Origin of the sequence: Nonomuraea sp. NPDC050022, from assembly GCF_044460705.1 — a bacterium.
Classification (GTDB): domain Bacteria; phylum Actinomycetota; class Actinomycetes; order Streptosporangiales; family Streptosporangiaceae; genus Nonomuraea.
Genome location: NZ_JBITKE010000004.1, coordinates 387856 through 412766 on the forward strand (window position 1 = coordinate 387856; position 24911 = coordinate 412766).

Sequence of the window (24911 nt, forward strand, 5' to 3'; positions counted from 1 at the left end):
CCGGATGATTTGGACGGTTACCAGAGATAACCGAATGCCGATAAGTAACCGGGAGTTGACCATGTCCAAACGCGCTTGGGGCATGTTGATCGTGCTGTGCGGGGCCATCTTCATCGAGGGCACCGACGTGGCCATGCTGAACGTGGCCCTGCCGTCGATCAGGGCGGATCTGGGGCTGTCCACGGGCATGCTGAGCGGGGTGGTGAGCGCCTACGTCCTGGGCTGTGGCGGTTTCATCCTGCTCGGCGGCCGGGCGGCCGACCTGCTGGGCCGGCGCAGGATGTTCCTGCTCTGGCTCGGGGTGTTCGTGGTGTTCTCCGGGCTGGGCGGGTTCGCGACCGAGGGGTGGGTGCTGCTGGTCGCCAGGTTCCTCACCGGGGTCGCGGCCGCGTTCATGATGCCCGCCGGGCTGTCGCTGATCACCACGAGCTTCCCCGAGGGCAGGCAGCGCAACCGCGCGCTGCTGGTGTACGCGGGGACGGGGGCCGCCGGGTTCGCGCTCGGGCTGGTGATCGGTGGTCTGCTGAGCTCGATCGGCTGGCGCTGGGTCTTCTTCGCGCCCGTCCTCTTCTCGCTGGCGATCCTGATCGCCGCCGTCCCGCTGCTGAAGGAGCAGCCGACGCCCCGGCCCGCCGGCGGCGTCGACCTGGCCGGGGCCGCGACCATCACCGGCGCGATGACGCTGCTGGTCTACGGCCTGGTACGGCTGGAGCGCCCCGCCGACGGCCCTGCCTGGACCATCGGCGTGTTCGCGGGCGGAGTGGCGCTGCTGGCGGCGTTCGTGGCGATCGAGCGGCGGTCGGCCACGCCGCTCGTCCGCCTGGGCATCCTGCGCTCCGCGCCACTGGTGCGCGCCAACCTGGCGGCGCTGCTGCTCACCGCGTCGTTCTTCGGCTTCCAGTTCCTGGTCACGCTGTACCTACAGGAGTTGCGCGGCTGGTCCACCGTCCAGACCGGCCTGGCCCTGCTCGCCGCCGCCGCCGACGTGGTGCTCGCGCCGACGCTGACCCCGTGGCTGGTGCAGAGGTACGGGAACGCCCGGGTGATCTTCGGCGGCCTGCTGTCAGGGCTCGCGGCCTACGGCCTGTTCGTGGGGGTCGGGATGGACTGGTCGTACGCGGCCATGCTGCCGTCGATGCTGCTGATCGGGCTGATGTTCGCCTTCGTGTACGGCCCGCTCACGATCGTCGCCACGGAGGGCATCGCGGAGGACGAGCAGGGTTTGGCCGGTGGACTGCTGAACTCGGCCTTCCAGTTCGGCGCGGCGCTCGGGCTGTCCATGGTCACGGCGGTCAGCGTGGCGGCACTCGGCGACGCGACCTCCGCCGAGGCCGGACTGGCGGCCATCAGGACGGCGCTCCTGGTACCGCTGGCCGCCACGGCCGTCGCCGCGCTCATCATGGCCACCGGCCTACGCCGACGCCCGCCCACCCCCACGCACGAGGCCGACAGGTCAGGGGAGCCCGAGAAGCTCAAAGCGTGACCACCGGCGCGGAGGCGTGACGTCAGCAGGCGTTACTTCAGCAGGCGGGACAGACGGCGGTCGGCCAGCGGCTTGCCGCCCGTCTGGCAGGTGGGGCAGTACTGGAGCGAGGAATCCGCGAAGGACACCTCGCGGATCGTGTCGCCGCATACATCGCACGGCTGACCGGCGCGGTTGTGGACACGAAGGCCGGACTTCTTCTCCGCCTTGAGGTCCTTGGCGGCCAAGCCGTGCGCCCGCTCGACCGCCTCGCGCAGCGTGGTGACGATGGCCTCGTGCAGGTCGGCGATCTGGGCGTCGGTGAGGGTCGAGGCGATCTTGAACGGTGACATCTTAGCCGCGTGCAGCACCTCGTCGGAGTAGGCGTTGCCGATGCCCGCGATCACCTTCTGGTCGCGCAGCAGGCCCTTCACCTGGGTGCGGCTGCCGTTCAGGATGGCCTTGAGCGTGGCCACGGTGAAGGCGTCGTCGAGGGGGTCGGGGCCGAGGGCGGCGACCCCCGGCACGTCATTTGGATTTTTCGTGACATAGACGGCGAGGCGCTTCTGCGTTCCCGCCTCGGTCAGCTCGAACCCGGGCGCCAGGCCCTCGTCGTCGGGCGCCAGGCGTACCCGTACCGCCAACGGACCCTTGCCCGGACGGACCGGCTTCGCGCCCGAGAGGTCCTCGCGCCAGCGCAGCCATCCCGCGCGGGCCAGGTGGATGACCAGGTGGAGGCCATCGCAGTCGAAGTCGAGGAACTTGCCATGCCTGGCCACGCCCGTGATGGTCAGCCCGCCGAGCGCGGTGACCGGCGGGTCGAACGTCTTGAGCGCCGAGAAGGCGACCACGTCGACGCCCAGGAGCGTGCGACCGACCGCCCGCTCGCGCAGGAAACCGGCGAGCGATTCCACTTCGGGGAGTTCAGGCATGCCACCAGGGTACGACGCACCTTCGTCCACAGCCTGTGGATAACTATGGGACATCCCAGAACGCCAGCTCGTGCGCCATCCCCTCACGGAACAGCGCCTCCGCCCGCGCGGGCTCGGGATCGGCCTGATCGATCATCTCGGCGATCCGCACGGTCAGCGCCGCGAAGCCGGGATCGGCGTAGGTCTCCACCCACCGCCGATAGCGCGGCTCGGCGGGCAAGTCCTCCGCCAACAGCCGGCCGAGCGTCGAATATCCCCACATGCACGGATAAAGCGCGGCTAGCCCTTCGCCATAGTCAGCAGCCGACTCCAGCAGGAACGCCGTGTAGGCCGCGCACGCCGGCCCCTTCCGCGCGCCTTCCAAGGTCGCCCCGAACGAGGCCGACAGCTCCCGGTGCAGGCTCAGCTCGTCATGGAAGGTCGTGTGCGCCAGGTCCACCAGATCGCCCAGATGCGCGGCCGGCGCCTGCCAGGCCAGCCGCGCGAACACCCGCACATAGTCCAGCAGGAACAGGTAGTCCTGCTCCAGCCACGACCGGAACACCGGCTCCGCCAGATCACCGCGCCCGATGCCGACGACCGTGGGATGCGCGAGCTGCGCGTCGAGGAGGGGGCGCCCGGCCGCGTGCAACTTCTCGGAGATACCCATGAGCGGCAGGGTACGAACGGTCCTTCGCATTCGCTAGGGAAACCTGAGGTTCTTGGCGCGGGGTTGGGTGGTGGGCTGAGGGGGCGATGGTGTCCGGCGAATGGGTCTCGCTCGCATGTTCTATTCAGCACGGCAAACTCTTGGTAGCGTTGTCGTTACACATAGTGCGGGTGGGGGTGGCGGGGATGCCGATCGTGCGGGACACGCATCGATGCCACCTCGCGTCGATGTCGTCTGGCGGCGGGGGCGGCGGTGAGTGCGCTCACCGCGACCGCGACCTGCACCGCTCATGCCGCCACAGTCGAGGCGACCGGTGAGGTCGTCGCTCAGCCGCTCCTGGCACAGCGGGTCGCCTGGCTGAGCGGCCTGGTCCGTGATGTCACTGCCCGTATCGTCGCCAGCCGGTGGAGTGTGGCTGATCTGGATGCCTTGGCGTCCGGGCGGGGATTGGACGGGCGGGTGTTGCCGTCGAAGGGCTGGACGGCTGTCCGCCGGCTGGGCTGGGGTGTGGGCCCGCGGCCGGGGGTGTATGTGTGCGATCGGGTGCTGCGCTGTGCGCAGGAGCAGGCCGCTCGCCTGTTGCGGCTGGCGGTGCACCGGCGCGCGGTGGTGGCGGCGATCGTGGCGACCTGGCCGCAGGATGCGGATACGCGCACCAACACCGAATGGGCGGCGTTGCGCGCTGTGCTGCCCGGCGGGGTGAGCGCAGCGGAGGTCCGTAACCGGACCCGGCAGGTCCGTGCCTACCTCGACGCGCATGCGGTGTTCCCGGCCGATCTGACCGAGTTGGAGGAGCCGCCGAAGGTGGCGGCGCAGGTGGTGCTGGCGGCGGCTGACCGGCAACTGCTCACCCTGCAGCGCACCGGCGAGCGCGACGTCCGGCTGCGGGTGAAACTGCCCCTGGCCGAGTCACCCACCTGCCGCGGGGACTGGGCCTGGCATGTGCTGCCGCTGGCGTTGCCGTCGACCGTCGCGCCGGAGGCGGCGTTGTGCACGCCCACTGTGCGGGTGAGCAAGGGCCGGGTGCGCATCGATCTGCCGTTCCAGATCTCGATCACTGTCGCGCCCGCCACCGGCCATACGGTCGGGTGCGGCTTTGACTGGGGCCTCAACACCCTGCTGACCGGAACGGTAGGGGAGCTGGCCGATGGCCGGGAGACCTCCGAAGGCCGGGTGATCGACAACGGGCGGGTGATCGGCGACGGGCGGCCGCTCACCTCTGATGCGCGCGGCATCTGCGCCAAGCTGCCCCGGTTGCGGGCCGAGCGTGAGTACCTGGCCGCCAAGCACGCCATCGCCGTGGTCACCGTCCCGGCGCGCGGCACCTCCAAGTACTGCCCCCGCTGCGGCACCGGTACGTCGGTGCTGCGGCATTGCCCGGCCCCCGACCGGCTCACCGAGAAGGGCTGGGCCTGGGCGTACTGCCCGGCCTGCGGCCTGTCGTGTGACCGGGACCGGGCGGCGGCCGAGCGGATCGTCTCGCGTGGCCTGCTCGGCCAGAACGTCACCCGCACCCACCGCTCCACCGGCGCCCGCACCATCGCCACCGTCGTGGAAGGCAACGTGGCCCGCGCCCGCCGACCGCGCAAACCCACCCGCGCCGCTCGTCGCGCCCGCCGCACCCGAACTGACCTGCACCCCCGACCAGCCGCACGCGACCGATCCAAGAACTGCCCCACCCCGAAACGCCCCACCCACACCCCCAACAACCCGATCAACAATTTGGCCGGCCGCTCAGCGAGCAACCCGGCCGACCAAGCAATGACCTCCAGCCGTGTGCCCGACAGGCGCACGGTGCCCGCCCCACCCCCTCCAGGGAGTGGACAGCGTCCGGCGGGCCATGCACCCGAGCCGGGACGGCACCAGCCGTACCGGACAGGGCATGTCAGGAACTCTCACCATCGGACCGGCTTCCACCACGCCAAAGCCACCCCCGTGCTCACACTCACCGAGCACCGGGACAGCCCACAGCAGACCACGCCCGTCCGGGTTGCCCGATTTCTTCAGACAACCACAGAGAATTCAAGACGCTAGTGTCAGGGAATGAGTGTGACGATCGCGGAAGAACTCCTCTTGCTCGCCTACAGCGAGAAGGAGGGCAAGCAGCTCATCAGCGCCAGCCAACTGGATCCGGCGCTCGGCGGCGCGATCCTCGCCGAGCTGGCGATCACCGAGCGGGTGGCCCTGACCGGCAAGAAGGTGTCCGTCGAGGACACCACGCCGCTGGGCGACGACGAACTCGACGCCGCGCTGGCCCGCATCGCGGAGGAGCGCAAGGAGCGCAAGCCCGACTGGTGGGTCCAGCGGTTCCACTCCACCAAGCTGCGCCGGCGCCTGCTCGTCCGGCTCGCCGAGACGGGCGTGCTGGCCGAGGAGCGCGGCAAGGTGCTCGGTATCTTCCCCACCACCCGCTGGCCGGAGGCCGACGGCAGCGTCGAGGCGGAGGTCAGGCAGCGCGTGAGCGGCGTCCTGGCGGGCGCCGAGCCCGACGGGCGCACGGCGGTGCTCATCGCCGTCATGCACGCCGCCAAGCTCGACCGCAAGGCGTTCCCCGGCGCGAACAAGGCCCGCATCAAGGAGATCTCCGAGGGCGACTGGGCGGGCGACGCGGTGGCCAAGACGATCGCCGCGATCAACTCGGTCATAGTGATCGCCGCCACCACCGCCGCCATCGGCGCCAGCACCGGCGCCACCTCAGGAAGCTAGCTCCAGCAAGAGTCGGCGGCCCCTCGTGACAGGACTCTCCCCCGAAGAAATTCCACCTTCGGGGGAGAGGAAGAACAGCGAGAAGACCAGAAGATGGGATCAGCCGGCGTCGAGGATCTCCTTCGGCACCGGCTTGTCCTCCTTGATCGCGTTGAACAGGGCGGTGGCCTTCTCCCTGTCCCACTTGACCGCGCTGCCGCCGCCCGCGATCTCGTTGCCGCCGAACGGCACGACCGTGGTCACCGGGCTGTCGCCCATGGCCAGGCCCAGCGAGAGCATGTCGAACGCGCCCGTGCTCGAATCGACCGCCACCGCGTCGGTGGCACTCATGGCCAGCGGGATCGAGGTGAACGGATTGATCAGTGTGCCGGGGCTGGCCGCCTTCTTCACGACCGCGCCGAGGAACTGGCGCTGGCGCTTGGTCCGTTCGAAGTCGGGCAGCGCGCCACCCTTGCGGGTACGGACGTAACCGAGCGCTTGGGCGCCCGTCAGCATCTGAACGCCCTTCTTGAGCTTCAGCCCGGCCTTGGGGTCGTCGACCGCGGCGCGGACGTTGATCTCGACGCCACCGACCGCGTCGACGATGTCCACGAACCCGGCGAAACCGATCTCCATGTAGTTGTCGATGCGCACCCCGGTGACGGACTCGATCGTCTGGGCGAGCAGCTTGGGGCCGCCGATGGCGTACGCGGCGTTGAGCTTGTTGCGGCCCTTGCCGGGGATGGTGACCGCCGAGTCGCGCGGCAGGCTGATGAGAGTCGGCTTGTCGCTGCCCGCCGGGATGTGCAGCAGCATCATCGAGTCGGTGCGCTGGCCGGCCGCCTTGCCGGTGGCGAGCTTCTTGCGGTCGGCCGCCGACAGGCCCTTGCGGCTGTCGGAGCCGACGAGCAGCCAGTTGGTGCCCGGGGTGTCGGCGGGGTGGCCCTCACCGTCGAGCACGCCGGGGATCCCGGTCAGCCGAGAGTCGATCCAGAAGAACAGCCCCACGGCCGCCACGATCAGCAGTGCCACCACGGCGGCGACGATCTTCAGGACGGTGCGGCCCTTGATCCGCCTGCGCGGCGGCTTCGGTCCCGACGGGGTCGGCTCCGCCTTGGGCGTGAACGGCTTCATCGGGCCGCCGCCTGAGCGCTCGCGACCGTACACGCGCGAACTACCGGCGCGCGGCGCGTCGGAGGGCGACTGGTTCGTCGGCGGCGCCTGTTGAGCCGGCGGAGGGACCTGCTGCGTCGACGGAATGCGATGCGCGGGGGCACCACCCGACCGCGGCCCGTCGCCGTTCCTGCCCGGCAGCGGGCGACCATCGCCCGGCGAGCGCATGGCTCTCGTCCGGTCTTCCTCAGACACTTGGCCTCTTTCCCCTTCGGTTGTCATAGACGCTACGTCCAACCCCCCACCAGTGAAGACGTCTCGCCAAGGTTTTCCCACGGAAAAGTACGCAGAACTAGCGGAGCGTCACGTCGGAAACATTGCTGCCATCTGCATCGTTACGGTTTATGGACTTCCGCCATCGAAAGGATGATCGTGTCCGCCCCGGACCCTTGGAATATTCGCCCGTGCGGACGCACGGGATCCCCTGATCGCTCACCTCTTCGGAGCTCGTCCCGGTGAGCGCGTACCTCGGGCTCATCGCCCTCTTCCTGCTCACCGCCGCGACAGGTTACTTCGTCGCGCAGGAGTTCGCCTTCGTGGCCGCTGACCGGGGCCTCCTGCGCGAGCAGGCCGCCGCCGGCGACCAGGCCGCGGAGAAGGCCCTCCAGGTGACCTCCCGCCTGTCCTTCATGCTCTCCGGCGCGCAGCTCGGCATCACCGTCACCGCGCTGCTGGTCGGCTTCCTGGCCGAGCCCGCCATAGCGACGATCGTTCGTCCGTGGTTGACGGACACCGGCATGCCCGACGGCCTCATCACCGGCCTGTCCGTGGCCATCGGTGTGTTCGTCGCGACCATCGTCCAGATGGTCCTCGGCGAGTTGGCGCCCAAGAATCTCGGCATCGCCAGGCCGGAGGCCGTCGCCAAGTTCCTCGCCGGATCGACGCTGGTCTACCTGGCCGTGGTCGGCCCGGTGGTCCGCCTGTTCGACTCGGCGGCCACGGGACTGCTCAGGCGCATCGGCATCGAGCCCGTCGAGGAGGTGGAGCACGGCGCGACCCCCGAGGAGCTCTCGCGGATCATCGCCGAGTCCACCCTGGCGGGCGAGCTGCCGCCGCGGCTGTCGGAGCTGCTGGAGCGGGCGCTGGAGTTCGGCGATCGCAACGCGGAGGAGATCATGGTCCCGCGCCCGCGCGTGGTCGTGCTCCGCGACGCCCAGCCGATCTCCGACCTCGTGGAGGTCATACGCGAGTGCGGCCACTCCCGCTACCCGGTGCTCGGCGCCGACGGCGACGTGGTGGGTGTGACGGGCGTACGCGAGCTGATCACCTCCGGTCTCGAAGACGGCCCGATCATCGGCATCACCCGCCCCGCGGTGCTGGTGCCCGACTCGCTGCCGCTGCCGGCCGTACTGAACCAGATGCGCTCGGCCAAGGACGACTTGGTATGCGTGATCGACGAGTACGGCGACCTCGCCGGCGTCATCACCGTCGAGGACCTGGCGGAGGAGCTGGTCGGCGAGCTCATCGACGAGAACGACCCGGAGCCTGACGGCGCGGTCGCGCAGCCGGGCGGCATCTGGGAGGTGCCGGGCCGGTTCAGGCTCGACGAGGTCGAGCGGGCCACCGGCGTCTCGCTGCCCGAGAGCGACGACTACGACACGCTCGCCGGGCTGGTCCTCGCCAGGCTGGGGCGCATGCCGGAGCCCGGTGACACCGTGACCGTCCCCGTCATTCCGGAGACGGATCCGTTCGCCGAGGACGAACAAGAGCACCAGGCCGAACTCACCGTCCTGTCCCTCAACCGCCGCGTCCCCGAATGGGTACGGCTGGCACCGGTCCAGCACGCGGAGGCCGTCCGATGACGATGATCCTGATCAGCCTGGCCCTACTACTGCTCAACGCGCTGTTCGTGGCGGCCGAGTTCGCCTTCGTCTCCGCCAAGCGGCACCGCCTGGAGGAGATGGCCGCCAACGGCAACCGCCTGGTGCGGATCACCGCGAAGTCGGCGGTGGGCGGCGGCCGGCGACTGTCCCTGATGCTGGCCGGCGCCCAGCTCGGCATCACGCTCTGCACGCTGGGCCTGGGCCAGGTCACCGAGCCCGCGATCGAGCACTACCTGGAACCGGTCTTCGCCGCCGTCGGCGTCCCCGAGTCGATGCGGATGCCGATCGCGCTGACCATCGCGCTGGCGTTGGTGACGTTCCTGCACATGGTGGTGGGCGAGATGGCACCCAAGTCCTGGGCGCTGACCCACCCCGAGCGGGCCGCCCTGCTGCTGACGCTGCCCTTCCGCGGCTTCACGTCGCTGATGAGCCCGCTTCTGTCGGCGCTCAACGGCCTGACCAACGTGATCCTGCGCCTGTTCGGCGTGGTCCCACGTGACGAACTGGCCACCACCAGAACCCCACGCCAGCTCGCCATGCTCGTAGGAGAGTCGGGCCGGATGGGCCTCCTGGACAGAGAGGAGCATGACCTGCTCACCAGAGCCCTCCGCCTCCAGGCAGAGGGCATCGAGCGCCTCATGGTCCCCATCGACCAGGTGGTCACCGTGCCGGCGTCGGCCAACGCCGCGCGTATCAAGCAGGCGGCGGCGGAGAGCGGCCACCTACGCCTCCTGGTGGGCGCTCCAGAGGACGTACAGGGCGTGCTGCATGCCCGAGACGCCCTGATCAATCCCAACCGCGCAGCGGGCGACCTGGCCCGCCCGGTCCCCAAACTGCCGTGCGTCACTCAAGTCCCGGAGGCGGTGACAGCGCTCCAGGAGGCCCACGCCCACCTGGCCCTGGTCACGGACCAGGGCGGCACGATCATCGGAATGGTCAGCCTGACCGACCTGGTAGGCGAACTCCTCGACACCCGAGCAATGGCCGCCTAACCCCACGAGAACCCCACAAGTGTGGGCAACAACACACGCCCGGCCGGAAAGCCATCCGAAAGCGATCTGCAACCGGCCGGGCATACATTCCGACCGCGGCCCACAAGGTTCCCAAAAACAGGAGCCCCCGCCCCTTGCGATCCGGCCCCTCTTTCGCCACTGTGGGTCTGCCGCGTACAGCCAAAGACCCAGGACCGCTAGGGGCGATTTAACGCAGGAACGGCCCGTAACACAGGCATTAACGCAAGGAACCGCCCGAAGAGCACCACGGACGGTTTAAGGCAAGGATCCGACCGAAGAGCACCACAAGCGGGTTAACGCAAGGGATCGACCGAAGAGCACCACAAGCGGGCTAACGCAAGGGATCGACCGAAGAGCAACCACCAGCGGGTTTCCTGCTGGGGGTCCGGGGGTCGCCCCCCGGTGTAAACGACGAGGGGACCCGAGGGAAGCAAGCCCCCCGAAGGGGGGCTGGCGACCATAGGGTCCCCGTCAACGAGTGGGCGAGGAGGGATTTGAACCCTCACGTCCTTTCGGACACACGGACCTGAACCGTGCGCGTCTGCCGTTCCGCCACCCGCCCTTGTGGGTGCGGAGAAACAGTAGCACGGAACAGCCGCTGGTACTGAACCCGGATACGATCGCATAAGACACGGGAGCGGAGGAGCTGGGCGCGACAGCCGACGAGCGCCGGGAACCACCCGCGACGTGGGAGGAGCGGCGGCCAGGCGCGGTGCGCGTTTGGTGGCCGCGATCATATGCACGGAGGAAGGGAGGTACCCGGTGGGAGTCCTTCAGCGCTTCGAGCGAAGGCTCGAAGGCTTGGTTGAGGGGGCCTTTGCGCGGGCGTTCAAATCTGACCTTCAGCCGGTCGAGGTCGCCAGCGCGGTTCAGCGGGAGATGGATGAGCGTGCGGCGATCGTCGCTCAAGGTCGGACGCTCGTGCCCAACGACTTCGTGGTTGAACTGTCCACGACCGACAGCGAGCGGCTTGAGGTCTATGCCGACAGCATCAGCCACGAGCTGGCCAACCTCGCCAGGGAGTACGCCAAAGAACAGGGCTACTCCTTCGTGGGACCGGTCCGGGTTCGTTTCGAAACCGCCGCCGACCTGGCAGTGGGGTTGTTCCGCATCAGGTCGGGAGTCATCCGCGGCGCGACGGTGGAGCAGGACGAGATTCGCCAGCCGGCGAGTGATCTGCCACCATCCAGGCCCAACGCGTTCAACGGGCGGCCCCGGCTGCTCGTGTCCACTCAGGACGATCCGCAGGGCGACCGCTCCTACGAGCTCACCACTCCGGTGACCTTGCTGGGCAGGGGCACCGACTGCGATCTTCGTCTCGTCGACCCCGGCGTCTCTCGCCACCACGCGGAGTTGCGCGTCGAGGGTCAGCTAGTCGCCCTAGTCGATCTCGGATCGACGAACGGCACGTTCGTCAATGGCCAGCCGGTACGCAGAGTCGAGCTCCAGAACGGCACGCGAGTGACCCTGGGGCGTACGACACTGGTGTTCCGGCGCGATTAGGGGTAGACAGACGGTCCATGTCCGAGCTCACGCTGCTGCTGATCCGGCTCGCCTTCCTGGCTGTGCTGTGGTTCTTCGTCATTGCCGCAGTCGGCGTGATCCGGACAGACTTGTTCGGATCACGTACGGCCCCCGCGGGTCCACGCAAGGGCATCAAGCCCACCAAACCGGCGGCTAAGCCGAAGAATAAGAAGGGCGAGCCACGCCAGCTCGTTGTGACGGGTGGCCCGCTGCAAGGCACCACCATTAATCTCACGGAGACGCCCATCACCATTGGCCGGGCGAACGACGCCACGCTGGTAGTCACCGACGACTACGCTTCCAGCCGGCATGCCCGGCTCTTCCCTCAGGACGGTCAGTGGATCGTGGAAGATCTCGGTTCGACCAACGGCACATATCTCGACCGCTCAAAAGTCACCCGCCCGACCCCGGTGCCGCTCGGTGTTCCGATCCGCGTCGGCAAGACAGTCATTGAATTGCGCAAATGACCATCGCACTCCGCTACGCCGCCCGCTCGGACGTCGGCCTCCTCCGCGAAGGAAACGAGGACTCGGCGTACGCAAGCGGCCGTCTGCTAGCCGTCGCAGACGGTATGGGCGGACACGCACACGGTGAGGTGGCGAGTTCTGTCGCCATCGCCGCAATGGCCTCTCTCGACGAGGCCCAACAGGGTGGTGACCTGCTCAACGCCATCGAGGCAGCGGTACGCGACGCCAACCGCAAGCTGCACGAGATGGTGGGCCGGGATCCCAGCCTCAAGGGCATGGGCACCACGCTGACCGCCATGCTCTGGAACGGCACCTCGGTGGCCCTGGTGCACGTCGGCGACTCGCGCGCCTACCTGCTCAGACGCGGGGAGCTCTACCAGATCACCCACGACCACACGCTGGTGCAGCAGTTGGTCGACGACGGGCGCATCACGCCTGAGGAGGCCGCGACACACCCGCAGCGCTCGATCCTGCTGCGGGCACTCGACGGGAGCGGCGAGGTCGATCCCGACCTCACGTTGCGCGAGGCGCAGGTGGGCGACCGTTATCTCCTCTGCTCCGACGGCCTGTCCGGAGTGGTGAGCGCGGAGACCCTGCATGCCACGCTGACCAACATCGACGACCCGGAAGAGGTCGTTCGCCAGCTGATCGACCTGGCCAACCGGGGCGGTGGGCCCGACAACATCACCTGCGTCCTGGCCGACGTGCTGGAGCTCACTGAAGGGCAGCAGGCGCCCACCACCGAGTCGGCGACCGTCGGGGCGGCGGGCATGACCCGCCTGCGGTTCGAAGCGCACGACACCTCGCCGGGCCGGCCGGGCGCGGTGACCGCGCCCCAGCCGGTGCTCACCGACGACGACTTCGACGAGCCGGGCCCGCAGGCGGCCCGGCGGCCGGTCAAGCGGCGCCGGGCCTGGCCCATGCTGGTCTCGGTCCTGGGTGTGGCCGTCGTCGCCATTGGCGCCGGCGGCTATTTCGGCTGGCAGTGGACCCAGGACCAGTTCTTCGTCGGAGCCAAGGGCGACGAGGTGGTGGTGTTCCGGGGCATCCGCCAGGAGGTGGGGCCGTTCGAGTTCTTCTCGGTCGCCCAGCACACCGGCAAGCCGCTCTCCCAGCTCTCCGAGCCCGACCAGGCGCTGATCAAGGGCGGCATCGAGGTCAAGACCCTGGCGGAAGGCATGACGAAGATCAACGGTTTCAAGACCACCGCGGAGCCGACCGACCAGAAGGCCGCCACCCCGACCGCGACCGCCTCGCCCAGCGCGAGCGCGACGAAGACGAAGGCGAAACCGCAGTAGATGAGTGAAGTGGCGGAAGCCCCCGTCCTCATGCCGGCCAAGCGGCGTGGGGCCCAGCTGGCCATGCTCGGGTTCGCGGTCGTGATCGTCATGGGCGCCTATGCCAACGTCGGGCTGGCGCTCGACGGCGCGATCCCCTCGGGCATGCTGACCTACGGCCTGGGGCTGGGCGGGTTCATGCTGGCCGCCTATCTGGTGCTCGCCAAGTTCGCGCCATGGGCCGACCCCTTGATCCTCCCGCTGGTCACGGTGGTCAACGGCATCGGCCTGGTGATGATCTACCGAATCGAGGCCTCGGGCGCGAGAGGCACCGGCGGCGCGTCCGCCACCAACCAGCTGATCATGACCGGCGCGGGCGTGGTCCTGTTCGCCATCACGCTGGTCGTGCTGCGCGACCACCGCACGCTGCAGCGCCTGACCTACACCGCGGGCTTCGCCGGGCTGTTCCTGCTGATCTCCCCGCTGATTCCCGGGCTGGGCAAGAGCGTCAACGGCGCCACCATCTGGATCGGTTTCGGCCCCGCCATCATCCAGCCCGCGGAGCTGGCCAAGATCGCTCTGGTCATCTTCTTCGCCGGCTACCTCGTGGCCAAGCGCGACGTGCTGGCCCTGGCCGGACGCCGGCTGCTCTTCATCGATCTGCCCCGCGCCCGCGACCTCGGACCGGTGCTCATCACCTGGGCGGTCAGCCTGGGCGTGCTCGTGCTGCAGAAGGACCTGGGCTCCTCGCTGCTGCTGTTCGGCACGTTCATCGTGATGCTGTACGTCGCCACCCAGCGCACCTCCTGGGTGCTGATCGGCATCCTGCTGTTCGTCGGCGGCGCGTTCCTCGCCAGCCAGATCTTCGACCACGTGCACGCCCGCATCGAGGTCTGGCTCGACCCGGGAAACGACGAGTTCTTCAACCGCGAGCTCGGCGGCAGCGCGCAGCTCATGCAAGGCCTGTTCGCGATGGGCGCGGGCGGCATCCTCGGCACCGGCCTCGGCCAGGGCCACCCCTACCTCATCCCGCTGTCGTTCTCCGACTTCATCTTCACCGCGACCGGCGAGGAACTCGGTCTGACCGGCCTGATGGCGCTGCTCATGGTCTACGCGCTGATCGTGCAGCGAGGGCTGCGCACCGCGCTCGCGGCCCGCGACCCCTACTCCAAGCTGCTGGCCGGCGGCCTGTCGTTCATCCTGGCCTGGCAGGTCTTCATCATCGTCGGCGGCGTGACGAACCTCATCCCCCTGACCGGCCTGGTCACCCCGTTCATGTCTCAGGGTGGCTCGGCATTGCTCGCTAACTGGATCCTTATCGCGCTATTGGTACGCATGTCAGACTCGGCACGGCGACCTCCGCCCCAGGCGATCCAGAACGAGGGAATGACGCAGGTGTTCCAGCGATGAACGGCACTCTGAAGCGTGCGGCCGTGGCCTGCCTGGTCATGTTCGCGCTTCTGATGATCAACGTGAACGTTGTGCAGGCCGTACGGGTGGAGCAATACAGCAAAGACCCCCGCAACCAGCGCAACTACTACGCGCGCTACGCCGTGGAACGCGGTCGCATCACCGCCGGCGGCAAGGTGATCCTGGCGCAGTCGGTGGAGAAGAAGGACGGCGACTTCCGCTTCCTCAGGAAATACCCCGACGGCAAGCTCTACGCGCACGTCACCGGCTTCTTCTCGCCGGAGAGCGAGTCCAACATCGAGCGCTCCGAGAACAAATGGCTCGACGGCTCCAGCCCCGACCTGCTGCTGCGCCGGAGCATCGACCTGTTCACCGGTGAACCCACCAGGGGCGCCAACGTCGACGTGACGATCAACCCCAAGGCCCAGCAGGCGGCCTACGACGCACTGCGCGAGAGCGGCAAGCGGGGCGCGGTCGTCGCGCTCGACCCGAAGACCGGGGCGATCCTGGCGATGGTGTCGCTGCCCACCTACGACCCGGCCGAGCTCTCGGGCACCAACAAGGGCGAGGTGTTCCCCCTCTACGACAAGCTGGCCAAGGACAAGGGCCAGCCGCTGCTCAACCGCAACATCGACCGCACCTACCCGCCCGGCTCCACGTTCAAGGTGGTGACCGCGGCGGCCTACCTCGAAGACGACTCCAGCCGCGGCCCCCAGACGGTCGTGGACGCCCCGCAGCGCCTCCCGCTGCCCGGCACCAACATCAGCCTGCCCAACTACGGCGGCGCGGCCTGCGGAGCCGGGAAGGTCCCGCTGGTCTACGCGCTGGAGAAGTCCTGCAACACGCCGTTCGGCCAGATCGGCATGGACCTCGGCTACGACAAGATGCAGAAGCAGGCGGAGAAGTTCGGCATGGGGACGCAGATCGGCATTCCGATGTCGGTGGCCCAGAGCTCCTTCGGCCCCAAGGAGGACAAGGCGGCCATCGCCATGTCCTCCATCGGCCAGCGCAGCAACCAGATGACGCCGCTGCAGATGGCCATGATCGCCGCGGGCATCGCCAACGACGGCAAGGTCATGAAGCCGTACCTGGTCAACAAGATCACTGACTCCAAGGGCGACTCGGTCGAGGACGCCAAGCCCGAGGAGCTGTCGGAGGCGGTCAGCTCCGAGACGGCGGGCAAGCTGCGCGAGATGATGGTCAGCGTCGTCAACAACGGCACCGCCAACCTGGCGCAGATCCCCGGCGTCGACGTGGCGGGCAAGACCGGCACCGCTGAGACGTCCAACGGCCAGCCGCCGCACGCCTGGTTCATCAGTTTCGCGCCGGCCAACGACCCGAAGGTCGCGGTCGCGATCATCGTCGAGTCGGGCGCGGCCAACGTCGGCGCCGAGGCGACGGGCGGCCACACCGCCGCGCCGATCGGCAAAGCCGTGATGGAGGCGGTGCTGAACAAGTGATGACCGCTACTCTGCTGGATCATGCGGCTCGGTAACCGCTACCTCTTGCTCTCCCGCATCGCCTCGGGCGGTATGGGGGATGTCTGGCGTGCTCGTGACGAGTTGCTGGGCCGTGAGGTCGCGGTCAAGGTGCTGCGCAGTCACATCCAGGACGACCAGTCCTTCCGCGGCCGCTTCCGCAACGAGGCCAGGATCACGGCCGCCCTGGCCGACCCCGGCATCGCGCAGATCTTCGACTACGGCGAGCAGCGCGACCTGGCCTACCTGGTGATGGAGCTGGTGCACGGCGAGCCGCTGTCCGCCATCCTGACCCGCAACGGCTCGCTCATGCCCGAAGTGGCGCTCGACGTCGTGCACCAGACGGCCAAGGCGCTGCACGCCGCCCACTCGGCGGGGGTCATCCACCGCGACATCAAGCCCGGCAACCTGCTCGTCACGCCCGAGGGCACCATCAAGGTGACCGACTTCGGCATCGCCCGCGCCATGGAGTCGGCTCCGGTGACGCTGACGGGCACCGTGCTCGGCACGGCCCAATACGTCAGCCCGGAGCAGGCACAGGGTCTGCCTCTCACCCCGTCGACCGACCTCTACTCGCTTGGCGTGGTGGCCTACGAGTGCCTGTCAGGGCGCACGCCGTTCCAGGCAGAAGGGCCGGTGGCGATCGCGCTCATGCACCTCAACGACCCGCCGCCACCGCTCGGCGTCGACGTGCCCGCGGCGGTGCGCGAGCTGGTCATGGTGCTGCTGTCCAAGGACCCGCGGCAGCGGCCCACGTCGGCCATGGAGGTCGCCGACCGCTCCCAGCGGCTGGGCCAGTCGCTGGCCGCCAACAAGTCGGGTGCCGAGCTCAGCATGCTCACCGATCCGGCGGGCTTCCGCGTACGCCAGCAGGAAGAGGGCGCCCGGGGCCGGCAGGGGCAGGAGGGCTTCCAAGAGTGGCGGCGGCAGGGAGAGGGCTCTGTCACCGACGACCTCGCCGCGCCGACTGCCACGACGCTGCGCTCACCGTCCCCCGGCTCGATCGCCGGGCGGCCCGGTGCGGCGCCCGCCCCACCCCGGCGCCGCAGGGGCAGGCTGACGCTGGCGCTGTTCGCCAGCGCGGGCTGCGCCGCCGCAGTCGGGCTCAGCGCCTTCACTTTCATGGACCGCGAGGCGGTGCCCAGCCAGCCCAGCATCGCCGACCCGTCGGAGTCGGTGAGCGTGACTCCGGTATGGAAGCCGTCCAAGACCAAGACTCACACTCGACGACCTCCCGTCGTTACGGTGAAGTCGAAGAGGCCGGTACCCTCACGGTCGGCTACGGTAAGCGTGTCGGCAACTCCATCCAGGAAGCCAACCCCCAAGTCCACCCCGACAACCCGTACCCCGACTCCCACACCGACCCCCAGGCCCACCACTACACCGACAACTCCGACACCAAGTGCTTCGCCTGACCCGGGTGTCACAAACCCGCCGAAGGAGGAGACGTGATGCGCCACGGGGTCGATGATGGACACCGGCGGCCCGCGAGCAGGCCGGTACCCAAGATGAACGGTAAGGGACAGTGCAGGAAATGACTCAGCCTCGGCGACTCGGAGGTCGTTACGAGCTCGACGGCGTCGTCGGGCGCGGCGGCATGGCCGAGGTCTATCGCGCCCGAGACATCCGGCTGGACCGCGTAGTCGCGATCAAGACCCTCCGCTCTGACTTGGCGCGCGATCACACCTTCCAGGCGCGGTTCCGCCGTGAGGCGCAGTCCGCGGCCTCGCTGAACCACCCGGCGGTCGTCGCGGTCTACGACACCGGCGAGGACGTCAGCGAGGGCGCCCCGGTGCCCTACATCGTGATGGAGTACGTCGACGGCAGGACGCTGCGCGACCTGCTGCGGGCCGACCGGCGGCTGTTGCCGGAGCGGGCGGCCGAGCTGGTCGACGGCATCCTGCGGGCGCTGGACTACAGCCACCGCGGCGGCATCGTGCACCGCGACATCAAACCGGCCAACGTCATGATCACTCGCAACGGCGACGTCAAGGTGATGGACTTCGGCATCGCCCGCGCGATGGCCGACTCGGCCGCGACGATGACGCAGACGGCGCAGGTGATAGGGACCGCCCAATACCTGTCGCCCGAGCAGGCGCGCGGTGAGCGGGTCGACGCCCGCAGCGACATCTACTCCACCGGGTGCGTGTTCTACGAGCTGCTCACCGGCCAGCCGCCGTTCACCGGCGACTCCCCCGTGGCGATCGCCTACCAGCACGTACGCGAGGAGCCCATCCCGCCGTCGCAGATCGACCCCGAGATTCCCGCGTGGTGCGACGCGATCGTCCTGAAGGCCATGGCCAAGGACCCCGCGCATCGCTACCAGAACGCGGGCGAGATGCGGGCCGACATCCAGCGGGCGATGTCCGGCATGCCGGTCGACGCCCAGACGATGGCGATGACCAGCAACTACGGTGCGGGCACCCGCATGATGACGGCCACCCAGTCCGCCACCGGCCCGGCCACTCAGGGCACCCGCGCGGTGCCCCCCTACGAGTACGACGACGGCGGGCACGGCGGCCGGGGCGGCCGGCGGCGCGCCAACAGCGGCGGCGGCAACACCGCGCTCAAGACCGCGGCCTGGATCGTTATCCCTCTCCTGATCATCGGCGCGTTCATCGGCGTCGGTTACGCGGTGTTCAGCAGCGGCGGCGACAAACCCACGGGCGAGATCAAGGTCCCCTCGCTCGCCGCGCAGCGCCTGCAGGCCGCCCAGGCCCAGCTCACCACTTTGGGGCTGAAGGCCGAGGTGGTGAAGGAGGCCAGCGCCGAGTACGACAAAGACACCGTGATCAGGACCGAGCCCGCCGAAGGCACCAGTGTGGCGAAGGACTCCACGGTCAAGCTGGTCGTGTCCAAGGGCCCGCCGAAGGTGAAGGTCCCCGACGGGCTGATCGGCGCCACGACCGCGGAGGCCAACGACATCCTTGAGAAGGCCGGGCTGACCGGCACGGTCAAGACCAAGGTCTCCAGCAAGCCGCAGGGCAAGGTCATCGAGACCGATCCCAAGGCCGGCGAGGAGGTCGAGAAGGATGGCACCGTCACGCTTTACGTGCCCAAGGAGCAGATCGCCATCCCCAGCGTGATCGGCCTGACCCAGCAGGACGCCACCAAGACGCTCAGGGCATCAGGCTTCAAGGTCAGAGCGGTCCAGCAGGCGAATGAGCAGCCTGAGGGCACTGTCATCCAGCAGAACCCCGAGGCGGGCACACCGCAGAACCCCGGCACCACCATAACGATCGTGGTCTCCACGGGTCCGGAGCAGCAGCCGACCGACCAGCCGACGGACCAGCCGCAGCCGACCGATCAGCCGACGGACGGCCAGCCGACCGATCAGCCGACGGACGACCAGCCGACCGACGACTCACCGATCGACGACGGCAGCATCGAAGGCTGACCCGCGAGGCGTTGAGCAGAGCCCGGCGCCAGGGCCGCCCTCCCACACCGGGAGGGCGGCTCTGGCACATCGGGCACGAAAGAGTCGGCGCGATCCGATGGCGCGGCACGCGCTGCCCGATGGCGGGGCGTCAACGGCGCAAACACCGGCGGAAGCGCGGCGCGAGCCCCAGCGCGAGAACGGCGCGAAAAAAGCGCCCCCGCCGCTCGGGGGCAACGGCGGGGACGCTCATCTGTCTGTCGTCCGGCGGCGGCCGAGTGTTACACGATCCCGCGCAGCCAGTTGCCGAGCAGCCGGTGCCCGTGCTCCGACAGCACCGACTCGGGATGGAACTGGATGCCCTCGACGGGCGCCGTGCGGTGCCGTAGCCCCATGATGACGCCGTCCTCGGTACGGGCGGTCACGTCGAGCTCGGCGGGCACCGTGTCGGGCCGTACGGCCAGCGAGTGGTAGCGGGTCATCCGCACCGGCGAGGGGATCCCGGCGAACACCCCGAGCCCGTCGTGCGACACCGCGCTGGTCCGCCCGTGTACGAGCTCGGGCGCCCGCGACACGGTGGCACCGTAGGCCAGGCCGATCGCCTGGTGCCCGAGGCAGACGCCGAGCAGCGGCAGGCCGCGCAGGGCCGCGTGGCGCACCAGGGGGACGCTCACGCCCGCCGCCTCCGGCGTGCCGGGCCCCGGGCTCACCAGGACGCCGTCGAAGCCGTCGGCGTCGCTCACGCGCACGTCGTCGCGCGGGCGCACGTCGCACGTGGCGCCCAGCTCACGCAGATATTGGACGATGGTGTGGACGAAGCTGTCGTGGTTGTCCACGACCAGCACGCGGGTCATTTCCGTACGGTCACCTCGTCGAGCGTCACCGCGGGTTCGAGAAGCGGGAACACGGCATACCAGAGTACGACGCCCGCCACGGCGACCAGCACGGTGGCCGCCAGCAGCTTGGTGCCCGTGCCGCCCGGCAGCCTGTCCCAGAGCCATCCGTACATGTCATTCCATCCTGAGCTCGGTCTTCTTCAGCACGCCGAACACGATGAGCCGCTGGGCGGCGGAGTATTCGGGATGGCAGGTCGACAGCGTGATGTAGGCCCTGATGGGCTTGGTGTCGGGCTTGCCGGGCACCGAGGCGATCACGTCGACCTCGTCGGGGTACACGACGTCCTGCGAGGTCACCCGGTAGGTGTAGCGGGCTTCGGGGGCGTCGACGATGATCTCGTCGCCGCGCTGGAGCTCGTCGATCCGGTTGAACGGCGCCAGGTACGTGGTCCGGTGACCCGATACGACGAAATTTCCGATCTGTCCGGGGAGGGCGGTCCCGGGGTAGTGGCCCGGGCCCTTCTTCAGGTGCTCCGCGTCCACGCCCTCGACCACGGCGTAGTGGTAGTCGCGCCCGAGCCTCGGGATGCGCAGCATGGCCACGGCCCGGCCCAGCTCGATCTTCCGGAGCTTGGCCGGCTCCGGGCGCGCGTGTTCCTCCACCAGCTCCTGCTGCAGTTGCAGCTGCATGCGCTGGGTATAGACGCCCGTCCCCCACAGCAGGTAGGCGCAGAACAACAACAGGATCAGGCCCGCGGTGATGCTCGATTCCCCCGCGGCCCGCAGCACGGCCCTCACTCACTCAGCGTAAGCGCGACTCATCCGGAGGCCGGGGATCGCCATCTCGTGCGCGTGGCGACTATCCTGGGCACGCTTCCACTACGCTCAAAGCAATTACGCTCAAAACTAATAGCCTGTGGACAACCCGGATGCCCAGGCGCCCAGCAGGAGTTTCCAGTGCCCAAGTCCAAGGCTCGCAAGAAGGCGGTCTACACGCCGCCGCAGAAGTCCCAGCAGGTCACGGTCAGCCCGCGCTGGCTGGCTCCCACGATGGTGGTGTCGTGGATCATCGGCATCCTGTGGATCGCCGTCTACTACGTGGCGCCCAGCGCACCCTTCATCGGCGATCTCCACAACTGGAATCTGCTGATCGGGTTCGTCTTCATCATCTTCGGAGTAGTGCTCTCCACCCGCTGGCGTTAGTTTTTTCCACAGTTTTTCCACACCCTGGGGAAGTCAGCCCGCGCCGCCCAGGAGGGCCGAGGATCTGACGGCCACGAGCACGACCAGGATGGCCAGCGCTCCCACGACCGTCAGCACTTGCCAGAGGGTCCTGTTGCTCTTGGGAGCGTAGGCCAGGGCCCCGGCAAGGGCCGATCCCGTGATCAGGCCGCCGATGTGGCCGGTCCAGCTGATGCCGGAGACCAGGAAGGTTATCGCCAGGTTGATCGCGATCAGCACGGCGATGCCGCGTACGTCCATGTTCAGCTTGCGCCCCACCACGAACACGGCGCCGAACAGGCCGAAGATGGCTCCGGACGCCCCGACCGTGTACTGGCCGAGCGGGTCGAGCCAGTAGCCGAGCACCGAGCCGCCCAGCGCGCTGACCAGGTAGACGGCCAGGTAGCGAGTGTGCCCGAAGGCCCGCTCCAGGTAGGGGCCGATGACGTAGAGCGCCCAGCAGTTGAACAGGATGTGGAACGGCCCGTCGTGCACGAACGCCGACGTGAGCAGCCGGTAATACTCATGCCCGGCGACGACGTTGTACGGCCGCATGGCCAGTTGTTCGGTGACCGCGTTGCCCGTCAGATATTGGGCGCCGAAGACGAGCACGTTGAGCGCCAGGGTCACCCAGGTGACGTATGGCGTGGTGACCACGGCGCCGCCGAACGCCGATCGCGCCTGGCGTACCCCTCGATTGCCCTCGCTCACGCACTCGGGGCACTGGAAGCCCACGGCGGCGTCGCGCATGCAGTCGGGGCAGATGGGGCGCTCGCAACGCTGGCAGCGGACCCAGGTCTCTTTGTCGGGGTGCCGGTAGCACGTCGGCACGGCCTCCGCGGGCTGCTCGGGCTGCGGGGGCGGGCTGGGCGGCTGGCTGGTCATGACCGCAGCCTATGGCCTGCGCGGCATCGCCGCGCTGGCGTGTTCAGCCCGCCCCGTGCGCCTTGGGCGGCCTCGGACGGTTCGCCTGGGTCAACCCGGGATGTGTGCCTAGGTCAACCCTGGATGGTACGTCTGGTCAGCCCACGTAGGTCAGCCCGGACGATGCGTCTGGTCAGCCCTGGACGCGGTCGATCGTGACCGACTCCAGGACCACCGCGTCGACCGGCTTGTCGCGCTGGCCGGTCGGCGTCTTGGCGATCGCGTCGACGACGTCCTGGCCCTCGATCACCTCGCCGAAGATGGTGTGCTTGCCGTTGAGATGCGGCGTGGGCACGACCGTGACGAAGAACTGCGAGCCGTTGGTGCCCTTGCCGAACCGGATGCCGGCGTTGGCCATGGCCAGGAGGTAAGGGCGGTTGAAGTAGAGATCCGGGTGGATCTCGTCGTCGAAGTCGTAACCCGGGCCGCCGATGCCCTCGCCCAGCGGGTCACCGCCCTGGATCATGAAGCCGGGGATCACCCGGTGGAAGATCGTGCCGTCGTAGTAACGGCCGGTGCTCGTCTCCCCGGTGCCCGGGTGGGTCCACTCACGGCCGCCTTCGGCGAGCTCGACGAAGTTGCGGACCGTCTTGGGCGCCTTGTTGGGGAAGAGTTCTATCTTGATATTTCCGCGATTTGTCTGCAGGTTTGCGATCAGCTTCTCGGCCACGAGACAGCTGCCCCCCTCTATGTACAAGGTTGGTTTTGTGGATTTTGATGACCACGGTCGTTAGGCCGCGAAAGCCATCCTGCCACGGACCGCCATGATTGAGCCGCTTCGCTACGGGAAGGTCAGGCTCGGGGCCCCATCAAGCAGGGGAGGTTGTTGTGTCCCTGACACTGAAAAATCGCCGCGTGGTCATCGTAGTCCCAACCACGTGGATGGGCCGTATGAAGGCCCGGGCCATGAGAACTGGCCGGCAAATGACGCCGATGGCGGATCAAGCCAAGGTGATGGCGGATCAGGCCAAGGTGGTCGCCGCGCATCGCATCGAGGACGCCCGCTACTGGGCGGCCCCGAGGCTGGAAGAGGCCGCGCATCGGGTCGAGGATGAGCTCGCCCCCAAGGTCAGCGCCATGCTGATCAACGCCGCCGAGCGGATCGACCCGACCCCGCGCAGGTCGCGGGGGATGCCGGTGATGATCCTTCTGACCGGTATCGCTGTGGGCGCGCTCGGTTATCTGTTCTACCGGCGTAACGCCCGGCAGTGGACCGAGCACATGAAGGACTCGGCCTCGGACGCGTCGCAGTGGGCCGGCGACAAGGCGGACAAGACCGCGGATGCCACCGAGAGGATGGCGTCCGAGATGTCCGACAAGGCGGATGAGGCATCGCGCAAGATGACGTGATCCGCGCGAAAGCGCGCCCCCCACTCGATCGAGTGGGGGGCGCGCTTTCGCGTTGAGGGACTTCGCGGTCTCTGGAGGCGCGCCGTTCGGCGACTCCGTGTTTCGGGGGCGTGTTTCCGCCCGTAGGCGTTGACGCCCATACCAAGCGCTTGCTACAACCGGCGGCATGACGCTGTCCCCGCTCGACGACTACCCCATCCACCAGGCGGCTCAGGTCATGCGGCACGTGGCGACCTCGGACCGCAATTTCTACGACCGCTACTACTTCAACTGCCACCCCGGCACCGACGAGCTCATGCTGATCGTCGGCGCCGGCCAGTATCCCAACCTGGGCGTCACCGACGCCTTCGCCTGCGTCCGCTACGGGAACCTGCACCAGGTCGTCCGCGCCTCACGCGAGCTCGGCACCGACCGGATGAACACCGAGATCGGCCCGTTCCAGGTGAAGGTCATCGAAGGGCTCAAACGGCTCCAGATCATCCTGGAGCCCAACGAGCATGGCCTGTCCTTCGACCTCACCTGGGAGGGCACGATCCCGGCGACGCTCGAGCCACGGCACTTCGTCCGCTGGCAGGAGCGGGTCATCTTCGACTCCGTACGGCTGGCGCAGACCGGGCTCTGGTCCGGCCACATCCGCATCGGGGACGACGAGATATCCGTCACCCCTGACCGATGGCAGGGCACCCGCGACCGATCCTGGGGCATCAGGCCCGTCGGCGAGCCCGAACCGCCGGGCATCCAGGCGAAGAACGCGGGCAGCTTCTACTGGCTGTACACGCCCATGCGGTTCGACGACCACGCGATCCTCTGCATCATCCAGGAGGACGAGAAGGGCCGCCGCGTCCTGGAGGAGGCCACCAGGGTCTGGTCCGACGGGCGCGAGGAGGAGTATCTGGGCCGGCCCGAGTACCACCCCGTCTACGCGCCCGGCACCCGGGACGTCGTCGAGGCCACGATCACGTTCTCACCTCCCGGCGGCAAGGCGTTCGACGTGCGGTGCACCCCTGTGCTGCCGGTCCACCTCATGGTCGGCACCGGTTATGGCCTGGAGCCGGACTGGAAGCACGGGATGTACCAGGGCGCGGAGCCGGTCGTGCAAGGCGTGACGTACACGCTGCCCGACGACGCGTCCAAGATGTGGGGGATGGTCGACGCCGTGGGGCGCTTCGAGTACGACGGGCTCGTGGGTCATGGCCTGTTCGAGTACTGGGCCCTGGGGCCGCACCCGTCGCTCCCGGAGTGAGTGAACGCGCCCCCGTGGATGCGCACCCGTCAGGTCCGGGTGAGCGCGCCCGCCGCACACCCCCGGTG

Annotated in this window: 23 protein-coding genes and 1 tRNA gene; 15 read left to right on the plus strand and 9 right to left on the minus strand. The window is 68.7% G+C overall.

The window, feature by feature from the left end; genetic code table 11:
* The first annotated feature begins 61 nt into the window (after nucleotides 1-61).
* Nucleotides 62-1483 (plus strand): MFS transporter, encoded by a 1422-nt coding sequence (locus tag ACIBO2_RS18365; protein ID WP_358534048.1) that lies wholly within the window; start codon nucleotides 62-64, stop codon nucleotides 1481-1483.
* Between the two features lie 32 nt (nucleotides 1484-1515).
* Here the strand turns inward: ACIBO2_RS18365 and ACIBO2_RS18370 are convergent, their stop codons facing one another.
* Nucleotides 1516-2394 carry an Fpg/Nei family DNA glycosylase gene (locus ACIBO2_RS18370; RefSeq protein ID WP_397298021.1) on the minus strand — a complete coding sequence of 293 codons (879 nt, stop codon included), beginning with the start codon at nucleotides 2392-2394 and terminating at the stop codon, nucleotides 1516-1518.
* Between the two features lie 43 nt (nucleotides 2395-2437).
* The gene (locus ACIBO2_RS18375) at nucleotides 2438-3043 is read right to left on the minus strand and encodes a TenA family protein (RefSeq protein ID WP_397298023.1); all 606 of its coding nucleotides are present in this window, start codon (nucleotides 3041-3043) and stop codon (nucleotides 2438-2440) included.
* A 252-nt stretch (nucleotides 3044-3295) separates the two neighbouring features.
* Here ACIBO2_RS18375 and ACIBO2_RS18380 point away from each other — a divergent pair, with 252 nt between their 5' ends.
* A complete protein-coding gene (locus ACIBO2_RS18380; protein WP_397298025.1) occupies nucleotides 3296-5077 on the plus strand; it encodes a zinc ribbon domain-containing protein in 1782 nt (593 codons plus the stop codon).
* Between the two features lie 9 nt (nucleotides 5078-5086).
* Nucleotides 5087-5749: a GPP34 family phosphoprotein gene (locus tag ACIBO2_RS18385; protein ID WP_358534060.1), complete on the plus strand. Its 663-nt coding sequence runs from the start codon at nucleotides 5087-5089 to the stop codon at nucleotides 5747-5749.
* Between the two features lie 99 nt (nucleotides 5750-5848).
* Here the strand turns inward: ACIBO2_RS18385 and ACIBO2_RS18390 are convergent, their stop codons facing one another.
* Nucleotides 5849-6862, minus strand: a complete 1014-nt coding sequence (locus ACIBO2_RS18390) for an LCP family protein (protein ID WP_397298027.1) — start codon at nucleotides 6860-6862, stop codon at nucleotides 5849-5851.
* Between the two features lie 494 nt (nucleotides 6863-7356).
* Here ACIBO2_RS18390 and ACIBO2_RS18395 point away from each other — a divergent pair, with 494 nt between their 5' ends.
* Nucleotides 7357-8703 (plus strand): hemolysin family protein, encoded by a 1347-nt coding sequence (locus ACIBO2_RS18395; protein ID WP_397298029.1) that lies wholly within the window; start codon nucleotides 7357-7359, stop codon nucleotides 8701-8703.
* The gene (locus tag ACIBO2_RS18400; protein ID WP_358534069.1) at nucleotides 8700-9716 is read left to right on the plus strand and encodes a hemolysin family protein; all 1017 of its coding nucleotides are present in this window, start codon (nucleotides 8700-8702) and stop codon (nucleotides 9714-9716) included. The genes ACIBO2_RS18395 and ACIBO2_RS18400 overlap by 4 nt, the downstream gene beginning before the upstream one ends.
* Before the next feature lie 500 nt (nucleotides 9717-10216).
* On the opposite strand, the gene ACIBO2_RS18405 is transcribed toward ACIBO2_RS18400, so the two are convergent.
* A tRNA-Leu gene (locus tag ACIBO2_RS18405) sits at nucleotides 10217-10299 on the minus strand.
* Nucleotides 10300-10499: 200 nt separating this feature from the next.
* Here ACIBO2_RS18405 and ACIBO2_RS18410 point away from each other — a divergent pair.
* The 7 genes from ACIBO2_RS18410 to pknB all read left to right on the plus strand — a co-directional run bounded on the left by ACIBO2_RS18410 (nucleotide 10500) and on the right by pknB (nucleotide 19290).
* Nucleotides 10500-11240, plus strand: a complete 741-nt coding sequence (locus ACIBO2_RS18410) for a DUF3662 and FHA domain-containing protein (RefSeq protein WP_214635378.1) — start codon at nucleotides 10500-10502, stop codon at nucleotides 11238-11240.
* 17 nt (nucleotides 11241-11257) lie between these two features.
* Nucleotides 11258-11728 (plus strand): FHA domain-containing protein, encoded by a 471-nt coding sequence (locus tag ACIBO2_RS18415; RefSeq protein WP_214635377.1) that lies wholly within the window; start codon nucleotides 11258-11260, stop codon nucleotides 11726-11728.
* A complete protein-coding gene (locus ACIBO2_RS18420; RefSeq protein ID WP_358534073.1) occupies nucleotides 11725-13026 on the plus strand; it encodes a Stp1/IreP family PP2C-type Ser/Thr phosphatase in 1302 nt (433 codons plus the stop codon). The genes ACIBO2_RS18415 and ACIBO2_RS18420 overlap by 4 nt, the downstream gene beginning before the upstream one ends.
* Nucleotides 13027-14415, plus strand: a complete 1389-nt coding sequence (locus tag ACIBO2_RS18425; protein WP_358534075.1) for an FtsW/RodA/SpoVE family cell cycle protein — start codon at nucleotides 13027-13029, stop codon at nucleotides 14413-14415.
* On the plus strand, nucleotides 14412-15875 hold the full coding sequence (locus ACIBO2_RS18430) for a penicillin-binding protein 2 (protein ID WP_358534077.1): 1464 nt from the start codon (nucleotides 14412-14414) through the stop codon (nucleotides 15873-15875). The genes ACIBO2_RS18425 and ACIBO2_RS18430 overlap by 4 nt, the downstream gene beginning before the upstream one ends.
* Nucleotides 15876-15896: 21 nt before the next feature.
* Nucleotides 15897-17345, plus strand: a complete 1449-nt coding sequence (locus ACIBO2_RS18435; protein WP_358534080.1) for a serine/threonine-protein kinase — start codon at nucleotides 15897-15899, stop codon at nucleotides 17343-17345.
* An 82-nt stretch (nucleotides 17346-17427) separates the two neighbouring features.
* Complete coding sequence (gene pknB, locus ACIBO2_RS18440) at nucleotides 17428-19290, plus strand: Stk1 family PASTA domain-containing Ser/Thr kinase (protein WP_358534083.1); 1863 nt, start codon at nucleotides 17428-17430, stop codon at nucleotides 19288-19290.
* Between the two features lie 260 nt (nucleotides 19291-19550).
* On the opposite strand, the gene ACIBO2_RS18445 is transcribed toward pknB, so the two are convergent.
* From ACIBO2_RS18445 to ACIBO2_RS18455, 3 genes are read right to left on the minus strand one after another with little or no spacing between them, the layout of a single operon-like run.
* Nucleotides 19551-20123, minus strand: a complete 573-nt coding sequence (locus ACIBO2_RS18445; protein WP_358534086.1) for a gamma-glutamyl-gamma-aminobutyrate hydrolase family protein — start codon at nucleotides 20121-20123, stop codon at nucleotides 19551-19553.
* Nucleotides 20120-20278 carry a hypothetical protein gene (locus ACIBO2_RS18450; protein ID WP_358176611.1) on the minus strand — a complete coding sequence of 53 codons (159 nt, stop codon included), beginning with the start codon at nucleotides 20276-20278 and terminating at the stop codon, nucleotides 20120-20122. Before ACIBO2_RS18450 ends, ACIBO2_RS18445 begins: the two co-directional genes overlap by 4 nt.
* 1 nt (nucleotide 20279) lies before the next feature.
* Nucleotides 20280-20903, minus strand: coding sequence for a class E sortase (locus ACIBO2_RS18455; protein WP_357938357.1), 624 nt, complete (start codon nucleotides 20901-20903; stop codon nucleotides 20280-20282).
* A 159-nt stretch (nucleotides 20904-21062) separates the two neighbouring features.
* Here ACIBO2_RS18455 and ACIBO2_RS18460 point away from each other — a divergent pair, with 159 nt between their 5' ends.
* Nucleotides 21063-21308, plus strand: coding sequence for a cell division protein CrgA (locus ACIBO2_RS18460; protein ID WP_225301770.1), 246 nt, complete (start codon nucleotides 21063-21065; stop codon nucleotides 21306-21308).
* A gap of 33 nt (nucleotides 21309-21341) precedes the next feature.
* Here ACIBO2_RS18460 and ACIBO2_RS18465 read toward each other — a convergent pair whose 3' ends face one another.
* Both ACIBO2_RS18465 and ACIBO2_RS18470 read right to left on the minus strand, forming a co-directional pair.
* Nucleotides 21342-22211, minus strand: coding sequence for a rhomboid family intramembrane serine protease (locus ACIBO2_RS18465; protein WP_358534088.1), 870 nt, complete (start codon nucleotides 22209-22211; stop codon nucleotides 21342-21344).
* Between the two features lie 172 nt (nucleotides 22212-22383).
* A complete protein-coding gene (locus ACIBO2_RS18470; RefSeq protein ID WP_358176617.1) occupies nucleotides 22384-22920 on the minus strand; it encodes a peptidylprolyl isomerase in 537 nt (178 codons plus the stop codon).
* A gap of 158 nt (nucleotides 22921-23078) precedes the next feature.
* Between ACIBO2_RS18470 and ACIBO2_RS18475 the strand changes: the two genes are divergently transcribed.
* Both ACIBO2_RS18475 and ACIBO2_RS18480 read left to right on the plus strand, forming a co-directional pair.
* Nucleotides 23079-23600, plus strand: coding sequence for a YtxH domain-containing protein (locus ACIBO2_RS18475; RefSeq protein WP_397298036.1), 522 nt, complete (start codon nucleotides 23079-23081; stop codon nucleotides 23598-23600).
* 166 nt (nucleotides 23601-23766) lie between these two features.
* A complete protein-coding gene (locus ACIBO2_RS18480) occupies nucleotides 23767-24843 on the plus strand; it encodes a hypothetical protein (RefSeq protein ID WP_358534093.1) in 1077 nt (358 codons plus the stop codon).
* The last annotated feature ends 68 nt before the right edge of the window (nucleotides 24844-24911 follow it).

Bases quoted from the DNA above. Each gene is read 5' to 3' on its own strand.
- ACIBO2_RS18365 (WP_358534048.1), top strand. From the start codon at position 62: ATGTCCAAACGCGCTTGGGGCATGTTGATCGTGCTGTGCGGGGCCATC.
- ACIBO2_RS18370 (WP_397298021.1), bottom strand. From the start codon at position 2,394: ATGCCTGAACTCCCCGAAGTGGAATCGCTCGCCGGTTTCCTGCGCGAG.
- ACIBO2_RS18375 (WP_397298023.1), bottom strand. From the start codon at position 3,043: ATGGGTATCTCCGAGAAGTTGCACGCGGCCGGGCGCCCCCTCCTCGAC.
- ACIBO2_RS18385 (WP_358534060.1), top strand. From the start codon at position 5,087: ATGAGTGTGACGATCGCGGAAGAACTCCTCTTGCTCGCCTACAGCGAG.
- ACIBO2_RS18390 (WP_397298027.1), bottom strand. From the start codon at position 6,862: ATGAAGCCGTTCACGCCCAAGGCGGAGCCGACCCCGTCGGGACCGAAG.
- ACIBO2_RS18400 (WP_358534069.1), top strand. From the start codon at position 8,700: ATGACGATGATCCTGATCAGCCTGGCCCTACTACTGCTCAACGCGCTG.
- ACIBO2_RS18415 (WP_214635377.1), top strand. From the start codon at position 11,258: ATGTCCGAGCTCACGCTGCTGCTGATCCGGCTCGCCTTCCTGGCTGTG.
- ACIBO2_RS18420 (WP_358534073.1), top strand. From the start codon at position 11,725: ATGACCATCGCACTCCGCTACGCCGCCCGCTCGGACGTCGGCCTCCTC.
- ACIBO2_RS18425 (WP_358534075.1), top strand. From the start codon at position 13,027: ATGAGTGAAGTGGCGGAAGCCCCCGTCCTCATGCCGGCCAAGCGGCGT.
- ACIBO2_RS18430 (WP_358534077.1), top strand. From the start codon at position 14,412: ATGAACGGCACTCTGAAGCGTGCGGCCGTGGCCTGCCTGGTCATGTTC.
- ACIBO2_RS18435 (WP_358534080.1), top strand. From the start codon at position 15,897: ATGCGGCTCGGTAACCGCTACCTCTTGCTCTCCCGCATCGCCTCGGGC.
- pknB (WP_358534083.1), top strand. From the start codon at position 17,428: ATGACTCAGCCTCGGCGACTCGGAGGTCGTTACGAGCTCGACGGCGTC.
- ACIBO2_RS18445 (WP_358534086.1), bottom strand. From the start codon at position 20,123: ATGACCCGCGTGCTGGTCGTGGACAACCACGACAGCTTCGTCCACACC.
- ACIBO2_RS18450 (WP_358176611.1), bottom strand. From the start codon at position 20,278: ATGTACGGATGGCTCTGGGACAGGCTGCCGGGCGGCACGGGCACCAAG.
- ACIBO2_RS18465 (WP_358534088.1), bottom strand. From the start codon at position 22,211: ATGACCAGCCAGCCGCCCAGCCCGCCCCCGCAGCCCGAGCAGCCCGCG.
- ACIBO2_RS18480 (WP_358534093.1), top strand. From the start codon at position 23,767: ATGACGCTGTCCCCGCTCGACGACTACCCCATCCACCAGGCGGCTCAG.